We start from the raw sequence: 15635 nt of genomic DNA, 5'->3' as shown, positions 1-15635 counted from the left end.
GGAATCCATAAATATCAATGAGTTACACCAGACCGAAGATCAAATTTCGATCATATCTTTTTCAATTTACTGAAAGTTTTTTCAATTTTTGAAATTCCTATTTTCCTACAGACCCCAGTAAACTAGCACCTTCGGGGTACAATTTTCATTAATCCAAAACTGAAAAAAATCTACCGCGAGAACCTCGCAGGCGGGGAGGAGGAGTGCGGATTACGTCACGCGATCACTTCATTCCATGACCGTCAGAGTGGGACTACCAGCAGGCAACATAAAAGCGCCCGTGCTGGCCGATTATTAGTTTGGGGATATCTCTATTGCATCAGTTTAACTTTGTCGCATAAGTTCTAACGCTAATATCTTTCCACCCATTGTCCTTTATCAGCTTCTCTGCCAGTTCGTTGGCTGCATCTTGTGTCTCTCCTTTTACCGAGATAACAAAAAAATTTTTGATTCCATCTCTTCGAACAGTATTCGCCCATTCGTTATAGTTTTTTCCAGCCTCACCCCCCTCATCAATTTTTTGAAAAATGTCTCTACGAATTGATTCAGGGCTTGTGCTCATACTGCTCAATAATTTTAGATAGCCTTGATTGCCCGTTGGATAAGCTTCCCAAGTGTTTAAATTAAGGCAAATGACTTTTTGGAACGTTGCTTCAACCATATGATCATCCTTTAGAAATAACTAAGCCATCAAATACTAATCGGTTTGAATATTCTAGATTATAGCCCTAGTTAGCTACCGCTATTGGTTTTATCTGAACATTCAGCGTGATTTCCTCGATCACAGCCGCCGAAATCGCTTCAGCCATATCGCCCCAGCGGTATGCTCCACTTCTATCACAAAGCCTTCGCTTGCAAATTAGTAATAATCCTCTGTTTCAAAGCGTTTTTATTGAGTGCCATAATTACTTCCCTGCTAATACGGTAGTTGATACATCAACGTGCGGCTTGGTAGATAATGTCGCATCATCCGTGATGTACTAAACACGGATGATGAAATCTTGGCTAACGGTTAGCTTCACTTAGCCCTTCCAAGCATTAATTTTCCCAAGTACTCACAAGATGGATAACTTGATCAAACAAAGTCCAGTAAATAAAATTATTGAATATCCAAATGTGTTACAGAAAGAATAAAATAGAAACTTAAAATTCAGACAACAAAAATAGAAAGCTCTGAGTTAAATTTCGGTATAAAAAATAAAGATAATCCCGGCATATAACACCGAATGTAATTTCACGTTCATATTTCATGTCATGCCAACAAAAACCAAAACTAAAGATTCGATGATTACATTTTACTATCACATTAATGAGAAATAGAACTGAAGCCTCACCAAAACTCCAGCCCATACCTCAACTGTTCTGTCCACACTAAAAATATAAATAACAGCCATTCATCTATTCGAAAAATCGAATCACTGATGACTCGAATTTCTGGTTGCTAAAGATAAATTTCGCCAATTTTTACAGATGTAATACGATGACGGAATATAAATCAGTTCCAGCAGAAACAAAGCGGAAAATTTCAGAGACATCTGATAAAACATAGACAGCATTTCCACTTGAACGAAAAAGATAAATGAATTGCTGATTAAAATAAAAGCCATCAAATAACGATTTTTCAGTGGCGGTGTACCATAAACACAAGCGGCTGTGCCCCAAAGGGCAAATACGATAGAAACCATACACCATGCCGCCCACAAATTGGCAAACAGGTACACGTTTGAAGTCTCGGAAAGATCAGCCATCCTCCCTGAAGAAAACATTGCCGTCAGAATAAAAATCGTCAGAAGGATCCAGAAGTATATTTTCCCAATATTCATGCAGTCGTAAGCCTTTCGCATTCAAAAACATCATGTGCTTTCATCATGCGACCCATTGATATAAAACATTGAGCACATATGAGCTAACCGTAAAAAAGTTAGTCAATTCCAAAGCAACACCCCTACGCGTACATCAGCAGGATGCCGTTGCTCCAACACTTCCATCGATCGTCACAATCTTTAACCCTTTGCCTCATGTAGATAAACGTGTATTCGTGCTACATTGGCGGCTGGTTTTTGATTGAAGGCAGCAAAATTTTCCATGCTTACGGAATGGTTCAACTCTCATCAGATAGATGTTCAACGCCTGATCGACCTTGGTGAGGCGCTGGGTCTGATCGCCGCGATTTCCATTGTGATTCATTTAATTCTGCATCGCGGGGTCATTCTGTGGTTAAACCGGTTTACAGGTCACAGTGAAACGCTCTGGCACAAAGCCGTATTTGGCCAGAAATTATTCAGCCGGTTTGCCCTGCTGATTCAGGGGATTGTCATTGCGATTCAGGCACAGCTCTGGCTTTCCGATGAAAGTGCCGTCTATGAAATTCTGCAAACCCTCACCTCGCTTTGGATTGTTCTGTACGGTCTCCTGACACTCTTTGCCGTGCTTGGCGTGATTGAAGTTCTGCTGGGTCATACTCAGGCTGGCCGCAACATGCCGCTGAGAGGTATTTCCCAGAGCCTGAAGATCATTTTCTTTATTATCGCGGCACTGCTTGGTACCTCGATTCTGATTGGGAAATCGCCGGTGATCCTGCTCAGTGGTCTGGGTGCGATGACGGCGGTAATCATGCTGGTGTTTAAAGATCCGATTTTAGGTCTGGTGGCAGGTATCCAGCTTTCGGCCAATAAAATGCTGAGTGTTGGAGACTGGCTGGAAATGCCGAAATACGGCGCAAATGGAGACGTGATTGATATCAGTCTGACCACGGTGAAAGTGCAGAACTGGGATAAAACCATTACCACGATTCCAACCTACGCGCTGATTTCCGATTCATTCAAAAACTGGAAAGGGATGCAGCAGTCCGGAGGCCGACGGATTAAACGCAGCCTGTTGATCGATGCCACCAGCGTACATTTTCTTTCTGAAGAAGAAACCCGCTACCTGCGCAAGGCACAGCTGCTGGAACCTTATATGAAAGATAAGGTAGAAGAAATCAGCCGGTATAACGAGCAAAGCCGCTCTGATCTGGCATGCCGTATCAATGGTCGACGGCTGACAAATATTGGTAGTTTTCGGGCATATCTGGAGCGATACCTGCGTCAGCACCCCAGTATTCATCAGCATATGACGCTTATGGTCCGCCAGCTGCCACCAACACATGAAGGCATATCACTGGAAGTTTACTGCTTTACCAATACCACGGTATGGGTAGATTACGAACGCATTCAGTCGGACATCTTCGATCATCTCTATGCGGTACTCCCAGAATTTGGACTGCGTGTTTCTCAGGCGCCGACAGGCCATGATTTCCGTGAATGGCAAACGTCTGCCAGTCATCGGCATTCCCAAAGCTCGGAAGCGATTGCAAGTGAATACCAACCTGCCGAATCGATGAGAATGAACTAACCAGCCAGCCACCTGCATTTTCACGATCGTCTTCAGACAGCCGTATCATTCGATGCGGCTGTCTTGTTCTGTCCTGAAATTCACAATTGTGCCCGTCTCAATGACGGCCATTGGCGCAATCATAAAAATTTTTCTTGAACATGGTCGCCATATGCACCTGTGTTTTTTCATATTTGGATCTTCATGATGAAGTTATTCGCTTTTACATTGATTCCATTTCTAGCGTTTCAAACGCAACTGGCTTTTGCCAATTCACTCCATCAAAGCACTTTGGTTGAAGAACAAAATGGCAAACGCGTCAGTTATAGTCATTTTCAAGGTCATGAACCGTCAGAATATCGTGCAACGACTCTGTATTCTCAGATTTCGAAAAAGAAGTATGATGAATTTCAACAGACTTTAGATAGTTTATCGATCATTGAACAAAGTCTGGTGCCATCCGAAGATGACTATGTTCTGAAAATCGATCAAGACAAATACAATGAACGTCTGCAATGGGCCATCCGTTTCATCTCGGGCCTGAAAGTCACGAAGACACAACTTAAGGAAGGGATCACCCTGTCTCAAAGAAAAGGGACACTTTATCGGCAACGTTTAGAACAGTACTCTGAAGCGACCGCAGCGAAAATGAGGCCAGATCGCTATACGGTATTCCTGACGCACACAACCACGGGCACCCCTTCAATCGCCATTCAATGGCCCAGATATTGCCGCCCTGACACAATGCCGGAGCGGAGTGATGTACTGGTCAACAATGTGACCGTCAAGATGAAGGTCAGTTGTGATTCAGAGCACCTGATGACGACGGTACCTGAATCCCCAAAAGCATTACAGCAACTGAAAAAGTCATTTTCCCGTGAAACGTGGGTGACAATGAAATTTCCGCAAAAAAAAGATGAAGTGAAATTCTGGACGGTCAACTTCCAGGAAAGCTGGGACGCCCTCACCAGGTAATCTGAATAGGTTCGGCCTGTATCTTCAGGGCATCTCATCACTGAGGTGCCCTTCTATTTCGGTGAACGCTATCACCCTTTACCTATCAACTTATCAATCGCTCGCATTTGCGGCAGATCTTTTCCAGGAGCAACGCCCCGATGACGGGCAGGCAGTAAAACATCGCGTTTGTCGCGAACGATAGAAGTGGCTCTGCTTTTGGCCCGGCGAGCAAAAACCAATGCATTTTTCTGTCGAAACCAAGAAACGCAGCCACCAGAACATACAGAACGGGCAAGTGCTTCAATTGCAGTCTGAGCGCCAGAGCAATCGACACCATCAGGGCAGCCACAATCGTCGTGCCATGAATAATGCGTCCAAAGGTAAACTGAAATACCAAAGCCAACAGAATCATCATCGCAAGATAGATGATCGATTTTTTCAAGGCCGTTTTTAACCCGCTCATATGGCTCCAAAATGATTTCAACAAAATACCCTTCCTTATGGCGCTCTGATCGGATGATTTCTTAAATGTGACTGGCAATAAATAGAGCTAGAATAAGGCAAGCAGAAAAGGAAAGCATACAGGGACAGGTCCTTGACTCAATCGTGCCTGTGCCCGTTAAGAAAGCGCCCCGTTACACAACGCTCACCCGCTCGCAGATTGGAAACAAGCTCCGGAAAAGTGCCTGTCCCCGTCAGGCATGCTCACCTACAATCATACCGTTTGATTCAATTTAAAATTTTTATGAAATCATCAGCTGTTCAATCAACCGAACCGTCGAAACAGAAAATACTTCAACACCTCAATACCATCGCATCAAAAAATATTAACCTCATTCAATTCGAACGATGATGGAATCTTTATATCGTTCACAACTGTATTCACGGAGGAAACAATGCACCCGATGATAATATTAATCCCTGTGTTATTAATTTTTTATTCTGCTCAGAGTTTTGCTTCCAACGGCGCCTGGATATTTGCACACAGAGCAAACAGCCCGGCATCCGTCAATCATGCAATTGATGACGGGCTGAATGCGATAGAAATTGATATTACGCATGCCTCGGAGATTTCACCCCGTATTCGGTGCAGTCAGGAAGAATGGTGTGCTTATCACCGGGGAGATGCCAAAGCTTATAATTTATCGGAGGTATTAAACACAGCCCATACAGGTACAGGCATCAACGGGCAAAGTATCAATCACATGGGTGCGGTCTGGCTCGATATAAAATCAGGACAGCGCTCAGACGCGGAATATCAGACACTCACGCAAATCGTCGACCACGCTCTGGGTACAGGTGATGGCTCGCTTCGGAAATTCTGGGGAGTATGGCCGGTCAGTCAGCTCGATACGGCCTATACACAAGTGATCAGGGCCGACATCTCCCGTTTTCACCGTCACCGGGAAAGTACATTGATTATTGAAGTCGATAGCAACCGGGACAGTAATACTGCCGCGGAGAAGTGCAAATCATGGGAGATTCAGTGTGGTCTGTCCGCCGGGAATCCCTTTTTAGGGGATCTGGGCACGCATACAGGGCCTTCCTGGGATATGAATAATTTAAACTATCTCAGCGGCGATATTGCGCACAAGTCTCACATCAACTCTGTCTTTCTGTGGACGTTTAATTGGGGCGGCCCCTACGAAGATGACATGGTGAGGCTCTTATTTGGTCATCGGAAAAACTGGGAATATTTAGCCGGATTCAACTGGCAGTGCGGGCAGGAAGGCAATGGCGTCATTATTGGCCCCATCAATTCTGTTTACGCAGAAAATTTTTGTACCCAGGGCAATCATCACGATGCCTGTTCTGTTGCCATGGCAGCCATTCATGCAGGGCCGAATACCTTGGGTGACCGGAATACGGATGTCGGCCAGCCCAGAAACACTTATGCCAGCCAAAACGCATTCAACTGCAATGCTTACTATCCGACTGACTAATCTGTAAAGTTTCGATGCGTCCCCTGAAAAAGCGCAGCTGCTTTCAAGGGGCGCATTCAATCGTTTACCCTGATTTTGCCCACCTTAATTTTTCAGTCTTGGCGGTTTCAAATCACTCCATACACCCGCACCACGCTGGCTGGGGACAGATTGCGGGACAGCTTGCAACGCTTTCGTGTCCTGTTGCTGCTGCGTGTTCTGCTGAGCGCTAAACAGCTGGCATTTCGGCAAGGGTGTTGCGGTGCACATTTGCCCGACTCTGTCCCAGGTGTCTTTCGCATTCGGTTTCTGAGTCCGGAAGCTCGTGTAATTCTGGCTGACAATCGGGGCATTAGCAGTCGTAGTATCCCCGGAGAAATAGAACGACTGAGGATGCCGGTACCAGACACCGCTATTCGCATCCGGGGACGCGTTTTTATTGAAAGCATAACCGAACAAAATCGGCTCAGAGCCTTGTAATGTCAGGGCGTAAGCCTGAACCGAATCATTCAGCTGCGCACTTCGCTTTGCGCTGTAAGGCAAATGTTTGATGAAATCGCGTCGTGGCGGATGATTTTCCGGTGAAAACAAACAGCATTCCGGCATATCTGCGGGCCTGTCTTCCGGGTAAGTCAGGAAGTAAGCTTTATTCCCGAGCGAAATGAAGGAGCAGGTGTAATTGTTATTCTGAATCGGAAAAATCGGCAGACAGTACTTATCGTAATGCTCCATCATGGCACCCTCACCGTCCCCGTCAGACGGGCGATACGTGCTGTCGTAATACGTCGTGCCATACGACACGGTATAGTCCTGTGCACTCAGCGTGGACGGCGGATTGGTATACGGTGGCGGATTACTCTGATAATTCTGAAAAACTCTGAACATGGTCCAGTCGCTGACCCAATATTCCGGATACTGAGGATCAGTGGGATCTCCCGCCTGCCGTTTTGGCAGACAAACACTCGCAGGTTCACAGCCGAAGTTATTGTGAACCCCCATGGTGAAGTAAACACCAGACGGTGCTTCTGCAGCGAACGTCTGCACATTCAGACTGAAGCTGGCTAAAATCAGACTCAACACCATGCTCACCGCTGATGCAGTCAACACAGACCGTCTGCGCAAAGAAATACCCTGTCGTTGTTTCATGTGCTGCCTCCCATCCGGCTGATTAAACCGAGCTGGTTCTGTTGAGGATCCGTAAACATTGCAATCGTGACGCTGTCCTTGCCTAATGGGACCGTTACCTGAGGCATCACTAACTGACCGCCTGACTGAACAATTCGCCCCAATGCCGATTCAAGATGGTTCACTTCAATATAAAAGCTGGCGAATTGATTGAATCCCGGCCTGTCGGCGATTTTTGCAATTCCGCCTTCCGGGCCTTGCGACTGTCCCGTGCTGATGGTCAGAAAAGGAGCTTCCGCAGTGCCAGTCTGCCGTATCTGCCAATCGAACAGTGACGCATAAAATTCATCAGCCAGGGTGATCGGCTCAGGCGTCACGATTTCATTGAACCGGAAAGGTGTGACAGGAACGGGGACCATCTGACCGTCCCGGGTCACCGGCTCCATCACCCCAATCTGGTTTTGCTGCGGATCTGAAATCACCGCCAGACGGTACTGCCACTCTCCCAGCATTGATGACGCTGCAGGCATGACAATCTCTCCGCCCAGCGCAACAACCCCGGGCAGAAAGCTATCAATATCCCCGACCTGAACATAAAACAAGGTGGCCTGAGCAAACCCCGGCTCTGCCGAGGTTTGCGTCAGTAAGCCAGCCGGAGCATCGCCGGGTCTGTCCGGGAGAATGGCAAACAGCGCACCCTGATCGTCCATCTGCTGAAAGCGCCAGCCAAACACTTCGCCATAGAAACGGCACAGCTCGGAAGGTGACGGCGTGACAATCTCATGAAAGATAAACGGATGACGCATAAGTCCTCCTTACACGTTGGTCGCAACGTACTGGAACGGCGGCGCAGCATATACGCCATTGCCCAGGTCAATGGTTACCATTTTCTGAACACTCAGACGCAGCTCATACATCAGTCCCATCGCATGATCCAACTGCTGCGGTTCCCCGTTGAAGGTATGGTGCAGTGAGTTCAGGAGTGAGGAATAGGTGTAATTCGTCTGATCTGCATAACGCCGGGCCACACTGCCTGCCGGATAATCTTCCGCTTTGGCACTTGGTTTCAGGTTATACACATCATCCGGATTCAGCGGCACGGGCGCCCCGCTGAACGACCAGCCCACCGGAGAACCGGCATCTCTGACCAGACGTTTGCCGTAATAAATTTCAGCAAAACGATAATAGTGTGCCAGCTCACCCTCCTCATCGACCGGTGACTTACTGCTGCCCTCCCCCTGATCCACAATCAGTTGCAGCGCGCTGCAGGCACTCTCCACGTCCGTGACGGCCCACAGCTCATTGGATGGGAACCATTTGGTATCGGCCAGCTGACGACTGGGATCGCCGGTAAAAATGCCGTCCCCTAATTGCTGAATCTTGTCAATAATGGCCTGATAAAACTCACCAATCGTGGTATAGGACGGGTCGGCTGCCAGCATGAGTTTCTCAACCGGGATATCAATCGGATTTGCCGGTTCCTCAATCGCCATGAAGACAGTTTTGACCTGTTCTTTGGTCAGTGGCGCCAGAGTAGCAATCAATCCCCGGTCTTCGCCAACGCCCATGGGTAACGGCCCCGGGAAAGTCGGCACGAAACCGGGCTTGTTTATTTGAGGCTGACCGCCAATCGCATTCAGCACGTTACAGGCAATGCTCATGTGCAGCATTTCTTCAATCACAACACTGCGTACCAGATTTCCGGCTTCCACATTCTGGGCCTGTTTCAGTGAAAACAGCCCTGTCAGATAAACCGGGATCGTCGCGTGTTCCAGTTCAATGGCGCTTTGCAGGTAATGATGCAATTCTACGACATTGGTAATCCCGCGAATCTTTTCAACAACTTCCTTTTTGAGTTTCAACATGATCTTGCCCGCCCTTTAATCTTGTTTGTTGGTATGACGTCGATACAGGTCTGCTGCCAGCTCTTTTGACCCTTTCAAAACCTCCGGCGCTTCAGCAAGCAGACGCGCTTTCACCTGCCCCTGAGGCTCAGAAATTTCACAGGACGCACAGGGTTCAATCGGCAGCGGGGCATCATCCTGACCGCGACGCAGCACATACTTCCCGCTGCTGTCCTGCTCACAGAGCCACTTCAGGAGCATTTGCCGTTTGGGTTCAGACAGGTCGCGTGTCACCGGCATATAGTTGGGATCGTTATGTTCCCGGGAGAAGGCCAGCTCCAGCAGACTGCGGAATCGCACCATCGACTCATAGCTGCTGAGGTTGACCAGCATCCGTCCCATCACCGGATACAAGTTGTTGTACTGACTCATGATAGGTTTGACGTCATTCCAGGTCGGCTGAGCCGGCACGGTGTAATGGTCAAAAACCAGATTGGCAATGATATCCATGAACTGCTGGATATAATCCGTCGCACCCACCGGTGTATAACTCATCAGATACACCTGGCCATCCATATACTTTCTGGGATTGCCAGGCCCTGTCACCGAATATTCGTAGCGAGCTTTTCCGTTGGCATTCGTGACAGCATTTTCGCCCATCGTGATCGCGGATGCCGGAATATTGATGACAGGAATCGGGACGTCCAAATCATCCGGACCAGCACCCTGATCAGATGCCGGCGGCTGAAGCGTGACCTCAATTTGCTCGCCTTTCGACGGCACCCCATAGCGTGAAGCATAAAAATCAACCGCCACCGGCATATCCGGATTCAGCCGGTGAACCACCTGTTCGGCACGGACCAGCAGCCCGTCCTGTGTTTCACGAATCAGGATGGAATTGTCATTCGTATTGAGTAAAGCCAGTGGCTGTGAACTCATGGCCTGAATCTGCCTGTCTGTCAGATTCGTGGCATTGAACAACGCCCCGGTATTGTGCATCCAGTTTGTGCTCATATACGGAATCGGATCGCCAATGGGTGTGAATACCGACTCGCTCAGATGTGTGGTGCCTTCATCAAATTCGCTGCCCAGCATCACCAGCTGAATCGGTCCAATATCGACAAAATCACCATTGCCATTCAACAGGGGTAAAGCATTACTCAGGTCCACACAAATATTGCGTCCTTCTGCATCCACCTGAGCGTTAAAAAAGTTCATATTCTGCGGCGTTCTGTCACCGTTTGCCGGTGCAAATCGACGCCCCAGCACAAAGCTGTCCGGCTCGCCTTCCAATGCCGGGCCAATCACACCCGACACTCGCCCGATGGTAAATTCCGGACTGGTCCGGTCCATGTTATAGCTGTAAACCATCATGCGAACCGACAGCTTGCCCGTTTTCTCCGACATCGCTTTCAGTTGCTGCAGGAATGGCGAATGACTGACATTCACCCAGGACAAGTCTTCCAGCACCGACTGATAAATGGCCGTTGCCGTCTGATCCCCGCCGCCGCTTTGCTGCTGGCGTCCGAACAGAATGTCCCGAAATGGTGCAGGCTGGAATTGGCCTTCAAAAAAGCCGGGGATTTTGCCGTCAGTCAGGCGCATAGTCAGGCCCCACAACTCGGAAACCAGCTGCATCTGCGGATCCAGATCCACCATTTTGGCGCTGACCAGATCGTTGGAACCGCCAATCAGCATCCCAATCACCGGATCTTTCTGCGGATCGCTGGTGGTGGTGCCGTCCTGATAGCCGACTTCTGTCACCTGACAGTCGATCAGCCGGAAAGCACCGGAACCACACGGGTTCCACCAACCGTTGTATCCGGTCTTGTCCTGGTATTCCTGATATTCCGGCTTGAATTTCTCGACATCAAAATGCCGGACATCATTATTGACGGTAGACACATCCGACTGGAATCTGCCGGAGAACACCATCCGCAAGTTATTTAAGTAGCCCATATTGCCTCGCTATTGAAAGTGCTGTTGCAACAGACCACAGACTTGCTGCATGGATAAGCAATCCGGCTGATTCAGCCGATTCAACATCTGCTTGTTATTGGTGATGAAAATCGGTCCATGCTCGGGGGATTCCGCCAGTCGGCCATGACTGCCTTTCACTAACGACGTATCTAACGGTATGACATCCATCAGCATGCGCTGCCCCAGTTTTTTCTGTAATAATCGGGCAGCAATCTTGAGTTTGACGAAACGAATTGCAGGGTCGACAAAGAGTTCAACCGGGTCATACCCGGGTTTACGGTGAATATCTACGGTTCGGGCAAAATCTGGCGCTTTGCTGTCGTCGAACCAGTAATAGTAATCAAACCAGCAGCCGGGCTCTGCAATCAGAACCAGCTCACCGCTGCGTTCATGATTGACCTGTACGGCCTGCTGTTCGCAGCGATCCAGCACCTGTTCAATGCCGGGCTGGGACTGAAGGAACTGCTTCACGGGCTGGATATCCCGCGGATCTTTGATATACACATGAGCGACCTGGTGGTCGGCAACGGCAAAAGCACGGCTCGCGCCGCAATCCAGCAGTTCCCAGTCCAACGACTGTCTGACCTGCAGCAATCCGGCTTCCCGTAACATCCGGTTCACCGAGACCGACTGGCTGACCGGGGTCATTCCGTATTCAGACACCACCATGACATCCGCCCCCTGTTCGCGGCCAAAGTCAATCAAACGTCCGGCTTCGTAATCAATCTGAGCAAGATCGGCGTTGATCTCCGGCGAATCCGGGCCCAGACGTTGCAGGTTGTAATCCAGATGCGGCAAATAGACGAGCTGAAGATCCGGCCGGTTCAGGGTGAATTCCACCATGGCACAGTCGACAATCCAGCGGCTGGAACGAATGTCCGCCGCGGGTCCCCAGAAACTGAAAAACGGGAATGTGCCGACTTTTGCTTCAATATCCTGATGCAGCTGAGCGGGCTCGGAATATAACCCGAGAATTTTACGGCCGTCTGCGGGGTAATGCGGACGTGGCGTCACCGCATGATCCACATCAGCATACATGTTGTACCACCAGAATAATTGCGAGCAGCGAAAATCAGGACGCGTACGCTTGAGCTTGTGCCAGATTTTCTCTCCCTGAACCAGCTGGTTCGGCTGCAACCAGAACTTCACTTCCGCCAGTTCGCGAAAATACCAGCCATTCCCGACAATCCCGTGTTCCGCAGGGCTCAGCCCGGTCAGCATTGATGCCTGTGCTGTCGCCGTGACAGCTGGAAACACACCCTGCAAGGGCGTCATGATGCCTTCATTCGCCAGCGCATTGAGCCGCGGGGTATGTTCCCCCAGCAACGCAGGAGTCAGCCCGACAATATTGATCACAATCAGCGGCTTAGTCATAGCGTAATAAGCCTCTGTCTTTCAGACGCTGTTCCAGCCAGTTCAGTTCTTTGACGATACCGCCAATCAAATCATCGTCATTTTGTGGCTGTAATCCGGGCGGTAAAACCAGCCAGGAGTAAGTCTCTACTTCCAGCCAGGGTTTAACCTGATACCGGTAATCAGACAAAAACTGGAAGACGCTGTTCAGGGTGTCGTGCAGGGGGGTCATGGCCGGGTGAGTACATTGGGCCATATCCAGTGGCACATGGAAATGGACCCGCCAGTTCTCGGCCTCAGCCAGTTCTGAGCCCGGTGCATACATGGCTGACAGCGCTTCAGACAGATCCGGCATGGCACTGAGGCGCCCGTCGGCATGCCGGGCTTTGACCTGATGCAAATATCGCGCTTCCGCAAATTGCGCCAGGACGTCCGGTAAGTCCGACAAAGGATCCTCCAGTGCCTGCGTATCGACTTCAAAAGCATTCGAAATCTGAATCTTCCCAATATAGATCCCGGCTTCCGTCAGACGACGCAGAGAATCATAGGCATCCTCGTACATGACCCCCTGATGGCAGACATCAAAGCACACGCCAAGATGCTCAGGATAGCCGCCATTTGCTGCGGACAAGGCCGCGAAAAAATCAATCATCTGTGAGGTTGACTCGAGCACGCAGTCCGGCTCCATTTCCAGACAGACCTGAATATGCCGTCCCTCCAGATCTTTCAGGACCGCAAGCTCCTCGTTCAGCCAGATCAGATGTTCAATCGCTTTCTGGTGCTTGTCGTCATTCCAGTGTTGCCGGTAGCCGAGTGGCAGAGTTGAAATTGCGCCCATCGTCACGTGATGTGGGAGACAGTTCGCCAGAATGACCGCCAGCTGGCAGCTGTAGAAGAGTCGTCGCGGATCACTCCAGTCAGGCAGATACACATCGTCTTTCACCTCACTCTGGTGAAAGTTGCCATAAGGAAAGCCGTTTAACGTTGTCAGCGACACACCGTTGCGTTGCAGACAGCGCCGGAAATGCTGCAAGGCTTCAGGATGCTGTAACTCAGATGCAGCGCTTGCGCTCAGCCACAAGCCGCTCGCCATCTGAGTCTGCCCCCGCTTCGCCATCACCGGTGAAAAAAATCGGCTGAGATTCGCTTCCACGTCTGCCAGCGTTTCGCCAGGGTGAAGGTTACTGCAATAAGCCAGTTCACTCGGATGCCACATACCACCCCATCTCCTTGTGTCCGTTTATCCCCTGAGCGCTGATATCAGGTTCAGTTCTCAACAACCGGTTCCTGTCCCCGCAGCGCTGAGTTGGATTCCCACAACCGGGTTTGATCAACTTTAATCGGCGTATTGACTGCCTCTCTGCTGATCCGGCCGCTTTGCGCAAAGAAATCAATCGGATTTTCAAACAGTACCCGGGTAATATCAGCTTCGCTGTAACCGGCATCTTTCATTGCGGCTCCGGTCTTCGGTACTTTCAGCGGATCACTGCATCCCCAGTCCGCAGCGCTGTTGACCACCATTTTTTCCAGACCGTATTCCTTCAGCAGTGCAACCATGCGCTGCTCAGACATTTTGGTGTTGGGATAAATGGAATGGCCGCGCCAGCAGTCAGTTTCCATCACCAGCGGCAGCGTGAGTTCGTTCAGATGATCGATCAGGACCATCTCTTCAGGGATTCCCACTTCACGAATCAGAGCGATTGTTCGTTTGGTTCCGCCAATCTTGTCTCTGTGCGGTGTATGAATCAGTACCGGCAGCTCAAACTCCATCGCCAGCTGCATCTGCTCAGCCAGAAAAATATCTTCTTCCGGCGTGATATCGTCATAACCGATTTCGCCCACAGCCACCACGCCATCTTTGGCCAGAAAACGGGGCAGCACCTCCATCACCTGATTGGCCAGTGCCAGATCATTGGCTTCTTTGGGGTTCAACCCCATGGTGCAGTAGTGATGAATCCCGAACTGGCTGGCTCTGAATCGTTCCCAGCCCAGCAGGGAGTCAAAATAATCGACGAAGCTGCCGACTGAGGTCCGTGGCTGTCCCTGCCAGAAAGCCGGCTCTATCACGCCGACGATACCGGCCGCATACATACGCTGATAGTCATCTGTGGTGCGAGACACCATATGGATATGCGGATCAAAGAATTTCATGATGAGAATGTCCTGTTGTTGAAAATGGGGAGTGCGAGCGTTTGAAAGGGAATTCTGACAGCAGGCGATCAGCAAGCATCCGGGTTTCATCCGGCATCGACGACTGAAGGTGAGACAGTTTTCGCCAGAACTCCGGCGGGCAGTCCTGTCCCCCGTTATTGACCAGAGCCAGCAGCGTATAGTGCTGATGTTCCTCTGATTCAGAAAATACATATTGCATGTACATTTGTTTCGCTATGTCCGTGAGATAGCGATAGCGCATCCCCAGCCAGATTGACGTCGGCACCTCCCGCGCTGCACGCAGCCGCTCTTCCGTTAGATCCACACAGAGTTGCGTCAGTTCAGGCGACTGACGCAGCGGCAGCCCTTCAATCTGCTGAATATTTAAATCAAGGAACAAGGCTTTCAGTACCAGTTGATGAAAGGCCCGCTCATTAAAGTACTTCACCGGATAAGAGTTATTGAGCGCAATTGCCGCGAACAGGTTGATATCATTGGTCCGCGTCGTTTCCATCGCAATCGGGTTCAGATCATGATTCTCCCCCAGCCAGTCCAGTGCCCGGACAGTGACAATTTTTTCGTTTTCATCAAATTGCCGGTAAAGAGAAAACAGTAACTCCCCCCACTGCGCGCTCGGCACGATGCTTCTCAGTGTCAGCAGCAGCAAGAGCCGGCCAGCCTGATCAACCTGCCAGTGTGTCCCTTCGGGCTGGTATTTCAGTTCCTCTTCCCCCAGTTTGCGCCGGGTCATGGCACTGGTCAGCATCAGGGCGTTCACTGCGTTATCGAGTGTTCTGCAATCCAGAATTTTGTCTCTGGCAACCTGCAGCCAGGTTCTGGATGCAGGATCCAGCATGGCAAACAACTCACTTTGCAGTGCATCCGGAGAAAAATGGCTTAGCGGAGTATCAAAACGTCGGGAATACATAAT

At 49.7% G+C, this 15635-nt stretch carries 14 protein-coding genes; 3 read left to right on the top strand and 11 right to left on the bottom strand.

Going from position 1 to position 15635, the window contains the following annotated elements:
* Window positions 1-319: 319 nt before the first annotated feature.
* Complete coding sequence (locus L4174_RS17665) at window positions 320-661, bottom strand: hypothetical protein (RefSeq protein ID WP_248142597.1); 342 nt, start codon at window positions 659-661, stop codon at window positions 320-322.
* A gap of 754 nt (window positions 662-1415) precedes the next feature.
* Entirely contained in the window at window positions 1416-1844 is a 429-nt protein-coding gene (locus tag L4174_RS17660; RefSeq protein ID WP_248142598.1) for a hypothetical protein, read from the bottom strand.
* 241 nt (window positions 1845-2085) lie between these two features.
* Between L4174_RS17660 and L4174_RS17655 the strand changes: the two genes are divergently transcribed.
* Together L4174_RS17655 and L4174_RS17650 are read left to right on the top strand one after the other, a co-directional pair.
* On the top strand, window positions 2086-3393 hold the full coding sequence (locus tag L4174_RS17655; RefSeq protein WP_248142599.1) for a mechanosensitive ion channel family protein: 1308 nt from the start codon (window positions 2086-2088) through the stop codon (window positions 3391-3393).
* A 183-nt stretch (window positions 3394-3576) separates the two neighbouring features.
* Window positions 3577-4347 (top strand): hypothetical protein, encoded by a 771-nt coding sequence (locus tag L4174_RS17650; protein WP_248142600.1) that lies wholly within the window; start codon window positions 3577-3579, stop codon window positions 4345-4347.
* A gap of 85 nt (window positions 4348-4432) precedes the next feature.
* Here L4174_RS17650 and L4174_RS17645 read toward each other — a convergent pair whose 3' ends face one another.
* Window positions 4433-4816: a hypothetical protein gene (locus tag L4174_RS17645; protein ID WP_254589146.1), complete on the bottom strand. Its 384-nt coding sequence runs from the start codon at window positions 4814-4816 to the stop codon at window positions 4433-4435.
* A gap of 409 nt (window positions 4817-5225) precedes the next feature.
* On the opposite strand from L4174_RS17645, the gene L4174_RS17640 reads away from it, so the two are divergent.
* Window positions 5226-6272 carry a hypothetical protein gene (locus tag L4174_RS17640; protein WP_248142602.1) on the top strand — a complete coding sequence of 349 codons (1047 nt, stop codon included), beginning with the start codon at window positions 5226-5228 and terminating at the stop codon, window positions 6270-6272.
* A gap of 84 nt (window positions 6273-6356) precedes the next feature.
* On the opposite strand, the gene L4174_RS17635 is transcribed toward L4174_RS17640, so the two are convergent.
* From L4174_RS17635 to L4174_RS17600, 8 genes are read right to left on the bottom strand one after another with little or no spacing between them, the layout of a single operon-like run.
* Complete coding sequence (locus L4174_RS17635; RefSeq protein ID WP_248142603.1) at window positions 6357-7397, bottom strand: hypothetical protein; 1041 nt, start codon at window positions 7395-7397, stop codon at window positions 6357-6359.
* Window positions 7394-8182 (bottom strand): hypothetical protein, encoded by a 789-nt coding sequence (locus tag L4174_RS17630; protein ID WP_248142604.1) that lies wholly within the window; start codon window positions 8180-8182, stop codon window positions 7394-7396. Before L4174_RS17630 ends, L4174_RS17635 begins: the two co-directional genes overlap by 4 nt.
* Window positions 8183-8191: 9 nt before the next feature.
* Window positions 8192-9241 (bottom strand): ferritin-like protein, encoded by a 1050-nt coding sequence (locus L4174_RS17625; RefSeq protein ID WP_248142605.1) that lies wholly within the window; start codon window positions 9239-9241, stop codon window positions 8192-8194.
* 15 nt (window positions 9242-9256) lie between these two features.
* Window positions 9257-11179, bottom strand: a complete 1923-nt coding sequence (locus L4174_RS17620; RefSeq protein ID WP_248142606.1) for a hypothetical protein — start codon at window positions 11177-11179, stop codon at window positions 9257-9259.
* A 9-nt stretch (window positions 11180-11188) separates the two neighbouring features.
* Window positions 11189-12574 (bottom strand): alkaline phosphatase family protein, encoded by a 1386-nt coding sequence (locus L4174_RS17615; protein WP_248142607.1) that lies wholly within the window; start codon window positions 12572-12574, stop codon window positions 11189-11191.
* Window positions 12567-13769, bottom strand: a complete 1203-nt coding sequence (gene eboE, locus L4174_RS17610) for a metabolite traffic protein EboE (protein WP_248142608.1) — start codon at window positions 13767-13769, stop codon at window positions 12567-12569. Before eboE ends, L4174_RS17615 begins: the two co-directional genes overlap by 8 nt.
* 50 nt (window positions 13770-13819) lie before the next feature.
* Window positions 13820-14704 carry a TatD family hydrolase gene (locus tag L4174_RS17605; RefSeq protein ID WP_248142609.1) on the bottom strand — a complete coding sequence of 295 codons (885 nt, stop codon included), beginning with the start codon at window positions 14702-14704 and terminating at the stop codon, window positions 13820-13822.
* Complete coding sequence (locus L4174_RS17600) at window positions 14691-15632, bottom strand: EboA domain-containing protein (protein ID WP_248142610.1); 942 nt, start codon at window positions 15630-15632, stop codon at window positions 14691-14693. Before L4174_RS17600 ends, L4174_RS17605 begins: the two co-directional genes overlap by 14 nt.
* Between the last annotated feature and the right edge of the window lie 3 nt (window positions 15633-15635).

It is taken from the genome of Photobacterium sp. CCB-ST2H9 (assembly GCF_023151555.2).
In the GTDB taxonomy this organism is placed as follows: Bacteria; Pseudomonadota; Gammaproteobacteria; order Enterobacterales; family Vibrionaceae; genus Photobacterium.
Note: the sequence above shows the minus strand (reverse complement) of the source record. Positions and strands in the feature narration are given on the sequence as shown.

Coding starts and splice junctions, on each gene's coding strand:
- L4174_RS17640 (WP_248142602.1), top strand. CDS start 5,226: ATGCACCCGATGATAATATTAATCCCTGTGTTATTAATTTTTTATTCT.
- L4174_RS17655 (WP_248142599.1), top strand. CDS start 2,086: ATGCTTACGGAATGGTTCAACTCTCATCAGATAGATGTTCAACGCCTG.
- L4174_RS17605 (WP_248142609.1), bottom strand. CDS start 14,704: ATGAAATTCTTTGATCCGCATATCCATATGGTGTCTCGCACCACAGAT.
- L4174_RS17620 (WP_248142606.1), bottom strand. CDS start 11,179: ATGGGCTACTTAAATAACTTGCGGATGGTGTTCTCCGGCAGATTCCAG.
- L4174_RS17615 (WP_248142607.1), bottom strand. CDS start 12,574: ATGACTAAGCCGCTGATTGTGATCAATATTGTCGGGCTGACTCCTGCG.
- eboE (WP_248142608.1), bottom strand. CDS start 13,769: ATGTGGCATCCGAGTGAACTGGCTTATTGCAGTAACCTTCACCCTGGC.
- L4174_RS17650 (WP_248142600.1), top strand. CDS start 3,577: ATGATGAAGTTATTCGCTTTTACATTGATTCCATTTCTAGCGTTTCAA.
- L4174_RS17635 (WP_248142603.1), bottom strand. CDS start 7,397: ATGAAACAACGACAGGGTATTTCTTTGCGCAGACGGTCTGTGTTGACT.
- L4174_RS17625 (WP_248142605.1), bottom strand. CDS start 9,241: ATGTTGAAACTCAAAAAGGAAGTTGTTGAAAAGATTCGCGGGATTACC.
- L4174_RS17660 (WP_248142598.1), bottom strand. CDS start 1,844: ATGCGAAAGGCTTACGACTGCATGAATATTGGGAAAATATACTTCTGG.
- L4174_RS17630 (WP_248142604.1), bottom strand. CDS start 8,182: ATGCGTCATCCGTTTATCTTTCATGAGATTGTCACGCCGTCACCTTCC.
- L4174_RS17665 (WP_248142597.1), bottom strand. CDS start 661: ATGGTTGAAGCAACGTTCCAAAAAGTCATTTGCCTTAATTTAAACACT.
- L4174_RS17600 (WP_248142610.1), bottom strand. CDS start 15,632: ATGTATTCCCGACGTTTTGATACTCCGCTAAGCCATTTTTCTCCGGAT.